The sequence below is a fragment of the Streptomyces sparsus genome, from assembly GCF_054776295.1.
Map to the genome: position 1 here is coordinate 4,734 of NZ_BAAHCA010000098.1, position 5,080 is coordinate 9,813.

Annotated in this window: 4 protein-coding genes; 1 reads left to right on the forward strand and 3 read right to left on the reverse strand. The window is 72.3% G+C overall.

From position 1 onward, the window contains the following. Positions 1-59 precede the first annotated feature (59 nt). The 3 genes from gndA to ACYVE9_RS08220 form a co-directional block, all read right to left on the reverse strand. On the reverse strand, positions 60-1,499 hold the full coding sequence (gene gndA, locus ACYVE9_RS08210; RefSeq protein ID WP_461027075.1) for an NADP-dependent phosphogluconate dehydrogenase: 1,440 nt from the start codon (positions 1,497-1,499) through the stop codon (positions 60-62). A 323-nt stretch (positions 1,500-1,822) separates the two neighbouring features. Then, positions 1,823-2,212, reverse strand: a complete 390-nt coding sequence (locus ACYVE9_RS08215; RefSeq protein WP_461027076.1) for a VOC family protein — start codon at positions 2,210-2,212, stop codon at positions 1,823-1,825. A 32-nt stretch (positions 2,213-2,244) separates the two neighbouring features. Continuing rightward, the gene (locus ACYVE9_RS08220) at positions 2,245-3,585 is read right to left on the reverse strand and encodes a UDP-glucose dehydrogenase family protein (protein ID WP_461027077.1); all 1,341 of its coding nucleotides are present in this window, start codon (positions 3,583-3,585) and stop codon (positions 2,245-2,247) included. Positions 3,586-3,760: 175 nt separating this feature from the next. On the opposite strand from ACYVE9_RS08220, the gene ACYVE9_RS08225 reads away from it, so the two are divergent. After that, positions 3,761-4,933 (forward strand): acyl-CoA dehydrogenase, encoded by a 1,173-nt coding sequence (locus ACYVE9_RS08225; RefSeq protein ID WP_461027078.1) that lies wholly within the window; start codon positions 3,761-3,763, stop codon positions 4,931-4,933. The last annotated feature ends 147 nt before the right edge of the window (positions 4,934-5,080 follow it).

A 5,080-nucleotide genomic window follows, 5' to 3' on the forward strand; every position in this document is an offset into this window, starting at 1 on the left:
CCCCGGGGCCGCGTGCTGCGCGACGTGCCGCCCGGGCACACCCCGCCAGGACCGGTGGGTCAGACGGTCGTCTCGGGGCGGTCCGGCTCGGCCCACAGGGTGTGGAAACCGCCCTCGCGGTCGGTGCGCCGGTAGGTGTGGGCGCCGAAGTAGTCGCGCTGCCCCTGGGTGAGGGCGGCGGGCAGGCGGGCGGCCCGCAGCGTGTCGTAGGCGCCCAGCGCGGCGGAGAAGGCCGGTGCCGGCACACCTTGCCGGGCCGCGGTGGCGACCACCTCGCGCCAGCCGTCCTGGGCGCCGCCCATCTCCTCGGCGAACACCTTGTCGGAGAGCAGGCTCGCCAGGTCCGGGGTGGCCGCGTAGGCGGCGCGGATCCGGTCCAGGAAGGCGGCGCGGACGATGCAGCCACCGCGCCAGATCCGGGCGACGGCCCCGAGGTCGAGGTCCCAGCCGTACTCGGCCGCGGCGTCCGTCATCATCTTCCACCCCTGGTCGTAGGCGATGACCTTGGAGGCGTAGAGCGCCTGCTCGACCTGGTCGGTGAAGCGCTCGGCCGCCGCCTCGTCCATCGGCTCCGGGGCGGCCCCTGGCAGCCCCGCGTAGGCGCCGCGCAGGCCGGTCTGGCCGGAGGACGACCGGGCGAACACCGCCTGGGCGATGGCGGAGACGGGCGAACCGAGGTCCAGCGCCGTCTGCACGGTCCAGCGGCCGGTGCCCTTCTGCTCGGCCTGGTCGGCGACGACGTCCACGAAGGGGCGGCCGGTCGCCGCGTCGGTGTGGGCGAGCACCTCGGCGGTGATCTCGATCAGGTACGAGTCGAGACGGCCGGTGTTCCAGGTGCGGAAGATGTCGGCGATCCGCGGCGGCTCGTAACCGGCGACGTTGCGGAGCAGGTCGTAGGCCTCCGCGATCAGCTGCATGTCGGCGTACTCGATGCCGTTGTGCACCATCTTGACGAAGTGCCCGGAACCGTCGGCGCCGATGTGGGTGCAGCACGGGTCGCCGTCGACCTTGGCGCTGACCGCCTCCAGCATCGGCCCGAGCGCCGCGTAGGACTCGGCGGAGCCGCCCGGCATGATCGACGGGCCGTGCAGCGCCCCCTCCTCACCGCCGGAGACGCCCGCCCCGACGAAGTGGATGCCGCGCTCGCGCAGGGTCCGTTCCCGGCGCCGGGTGTCGGCGAAGTGGGCGTTGCCGCCGTCGATGATCATGTCGCCCCGGTCGAGCAGCGGCGCGAACTCCTCGATGACGGCGTCGGTCGGCTCGCCGGCCTTGACCATCACCATCAGGCGCCGGGGGCGCTCCAGGGCCGCGACGAACTCGGCGGCGGTCTCGGCGGGCACGAACCGGCCCTCGTGCCCGAACTCCTCGACCAGCGCACGGGTCCTGCCCGCGGTCCGGTTGTGCAGGGCGACGGTGTAGCCGTTCCGGGCGAAGTTGCGGGCGAGGTTCCGGCCCATCACCGCGAGTCCGGTGACGCCGATCTGTGCGGTCGCGTTCATGGTGCGTACTCCTTGGCTCACTTGAGTGCCTGCGCTGTTCCGAGCCCCCACCGGCCGCTGGAGCACGACGCCGCCGAACGGCACGCCGTGATCCGCGGGGTCAGCGTAGCGGGGGCCAGCGCCGGGGGCGGGGAATGCGACCGTTCGGGGAACCCCGCCCCCGGGCGGGGCCGCCGGCGAACCGGGCCGCCGGACGACGCCGAGGTTCCCGGCCCTGACGCCCGCCCCGCACGCGTCGCACGCGCCGTCGGGCAGGTCGAAGGCCGGGCCGGTCGGGTTCTCGGGGTCAGGGAGGACGGGTGAGCCTGGCGGTCCGGCTCGGGTCAGGGGGCGACGCAGAGGCAGAACGGGTGCCCGGCCGGGTCGGCGTAGACGCGGAAGTCGCGCTTGCCGCCGTCGTCCCCCTCCAGCAGCTTCGCCCCCAGGGAGAGCACCTGCTGCTCGGCCTCGTCCATCTGCTCGCGCGGCACGTCGAAGTCGAGGTGCATCTGCTGCGGGCGGTCGGTGGAGGGCCAGACGGGCGGCTGGTGGCCCTCGGAACGCTGGAAGGCGAGGCCGCGGCCCCCCGGCCCGCGCAGCTCCGCCCACTCGTCCAGGTCGGACCCGAAGGGCGCCTCGGTCAGCTCCCAGCCGAGGACCGCGCCGTAGAAACCGGCGAGCGCCCGCGGATCCGGGCAGTCCAGGACGGTGACGCCCATCGTGACGGTGGCCATGACGTTTCCCCTTCGACGTCGTACGGCCCCGGTCAGGCGGTCGGCCGTCCCAGGGCCCGGAACGTCCAGCCTGCCTTACGCCACAGCTGCGGGTCGAGCGCGTTGCGGCCGTCCAGGACGTGTCGCACCGAGACGGCTTCGCCGAGCAGTTCGGGGTCCAGCTCGCGGAACTCGCGCCACTCGGTGAGGTGCAGCACCACGTCCGCGCCGCGCACCGCGTCGAGCGCGCTCTGCGCGTAGCCCAGGGTGGGGAAGAGTGCCTGGGCGTTGCGGTTGCCCTTGGGGTCGTACACGGTGACCTGCGCGCCCTGGAGGTGCAGCTGACCGGCCACGTTGAGCGCCGGCGAGTCGCGGACGTCGTCGGAGTCCGGCTTGAAGGTGGCACCGAGCACCGCGATGCGCTTGCCGAGCAGGGCACCGCCGACCGCGTCGCGGGTCAGCTCGACCATGTGGCCGCGGCGTCGCATGTTGATCGAGTCGACCTCGCGCAGGAAGGTCAGCGCCTGGTCGGCGCCCAGCTCACCCGCCCGGGCCATGAAGGCGCGGATGTCCTTGGGCAGGCAGCCGCCGCCGAACCCGATGCCGGCCCGCAGGAACTTGCGGCCGATCCGGTCGTCATGGCCGATCGCCTCGGCCAGCTTCACCACGTCGCCGTCGGCGGCCTCGCAGACCTCGGCCATGGCGTTGATGAAGGAGATCTTGGTGGCCAGGAAGGAGTTCGCGGCCGTCTTGACCAGTTCGGCTGTCGGGAAGTCGGTGACGACGAAGGGTGAGCCCTCGGCGAGCGGGCCGGCGTACACCTCGCGCAGCAGGTGCTCGGCGTGGTCGGAACGCACGCCGGCCACGATGCGGTCCGGGTGCAGGGTGTCCTGCACCGCGAAGCCCTCCCGGAGGAACTCCGGGTTCCAGGCCAGCTCGGCCTCCTCGCCCACCGGGGCCAGCTCCGCCAGGCGGGCGGCCAGCCGGTCGGCGCTGCCCACCGGCACGGTGGACTTGCCGACGACCAGTGCCGGCCGGGTCAGCAGCGGGGCCAGCGACTCGACGGCGGCGTCCACGTGGCTCATGTCGCAGGCGTACTCGCCGTGCCGCTGCGGGGTGTTCACGCAGATGAAGTGCACGTCGCCGAACTCGGCCACCTCCGCGTAGGAGGTGGTGAACCGCAGCCGGCCGCTGGCACCCGCCATACCGGCGACGTGCTGGGCCAGCAGCTCCTCCAGCCCCGGCTCGTACATCGGGACCTCTCCGCGGGAGAGCATCTCGACCTTCTCCGGCACCACGTCCAGCCCGAGCACCTCGAACCCCAGCTCGGCCATGGCTGCCGCGTGGGTCGCACCGAGGTATCCGGTGCCGATCACTGTGATCTTGGGTGCCATGGGGGGTACTCCTGGAACGTGAGCGGTCGCTGCCCGCGCAGCATAGCCGGGCCGGCCGGGCGCGGGACGGGACGGTTGTCGGCAAACTCACGTACCCGGGAACGGGCCCGGCGGCCTAGAATCAGGGTTACTTAACGGTAGTTAGCAACGGAACTCTTCTGGGGAGTGAGACACCGTGGCGGGAGCCGCAGAATTCGACCTGTACCGGCCGTCCGACGAGCACGACATGCTCAGGGACTCGGTGCGCTCGCTCGCCGAGGCCAAGATCGCGCCGCACGCCGCCGAGGTGGACGAGGAGGCCCGCTTCCCGGAGGAGGCCCTCAAGGCGCTGGTCGCCAACGACCTGCACGCCGTGCACGTGCCCGAGGCCTACGGCGGCGCCGGGGCCGACGCCCTCGCCACCTGCATCGTCATCGAGGAGGTGGCCCGCGTCTGCGCCTCCTCCTCCCTGATCCCCGCGGTCAACAAGCTGGGCTCGCTGCCGGTGATCCTCTCCGGCTCCGAGGAGCTGAAGAAGAAGTACCTGTCGCCGATGGCGAAGGGCGACGCGATGTTCTCCTACTGCCTGAGCGAGCCGGACGCCGGCTCGGACGCGGGCGGCATGAAGACCCGCGCGGTACGCGACGGCGACTTCTGGGTGCTCAACGGCGTCAAGCGCTGGATCACCAACGCGGGCGTGTCGGACTACTACACGGTGATGGCGGTCACCGATCCCGAGAAGCGCACCAAGGGCATCAGCGCCTTCGTGGTGGAGAAGGACGACGAGGGCGTCTCCTTCGGCGCGCCGGAGAAGAAGCTCGGCATCAAGGGCTCTCCCACCCGCGAGGTCTACCTCGACAACGTCCGCATCCCGGCCGACCGCATCATCGGCGCCGAGGGCACCGGCTTCGCCACCGCGATGCAGACCCTGGACCACACCCGCATCACCATCGCCGCCCAGGCGCTCGGCATCGCGCAGGGCGCGCTGGACTACGCCAAGGGCTACGTCACCGAGCGCAAGCAGTTCGGCAAGCCCATCGGCGACTTCCAGGGCGTGCAGTTCATGCTCGCCGACATGGCGATGAAGCTCGAGGCCGCCCGCCAGCTGACCTACGCGGCGGCGGCCAAGTCCGAGCGGGTGTCGCTGGGCGGCGCCAAGGAGGACATCACCTTCTTCGGCGCGGCGGCCAAGTGCTACGCCTCGGACGCCGCGATGGAGATCACCACCGACGCCGTCCAGCTGCTCGGCGGTTACGGCTTCACCCGTGACTACCCGGTCGAGCGCATGATGCGCGACGCGAAGATCACGCAGATCTACGAGGGCACCAACCAGATCCAGCGCATCGTCATGGCGAGGAACCTGCCGTAGTCCCGGGGTCGCGCGTCCCGCACGGGTGATCGTCGGCGGACACACGGTCGCAGACCCCGCCACCGCGGTCGCGCGGATCGGCCGTCGAACGCCTCGCAGCCCCTGGCCCCGGGCCAGGGGCTGCTGCCGTGCCGCCGCCCTGCGCCC

Bases quoted from the DNA above. Each gene is read 5' to 3' on its own strand.
- ACYVE9_RS08220 (WP_461027077.1), bottom strand. From the start codon at position 3,585: ATGGCACCCAAGATCACAGTGATCGGCACCGGATACCTCGGTGCGACC.
- gndA (WP_461027075.1), bottom strand. From the start codon at position 1,499: ATGAACGCGACCGCACAGATCGGCGTCACCGGACTCGCGGTGATGGGC.
- ACYVE9_RS08215 (WP_461027076.1), bottom strand. From the start codon at position 2,212: ATGGCCACCGTCACGATGGGCGTCACCGTCCTGGACTGCCCGGATCCG.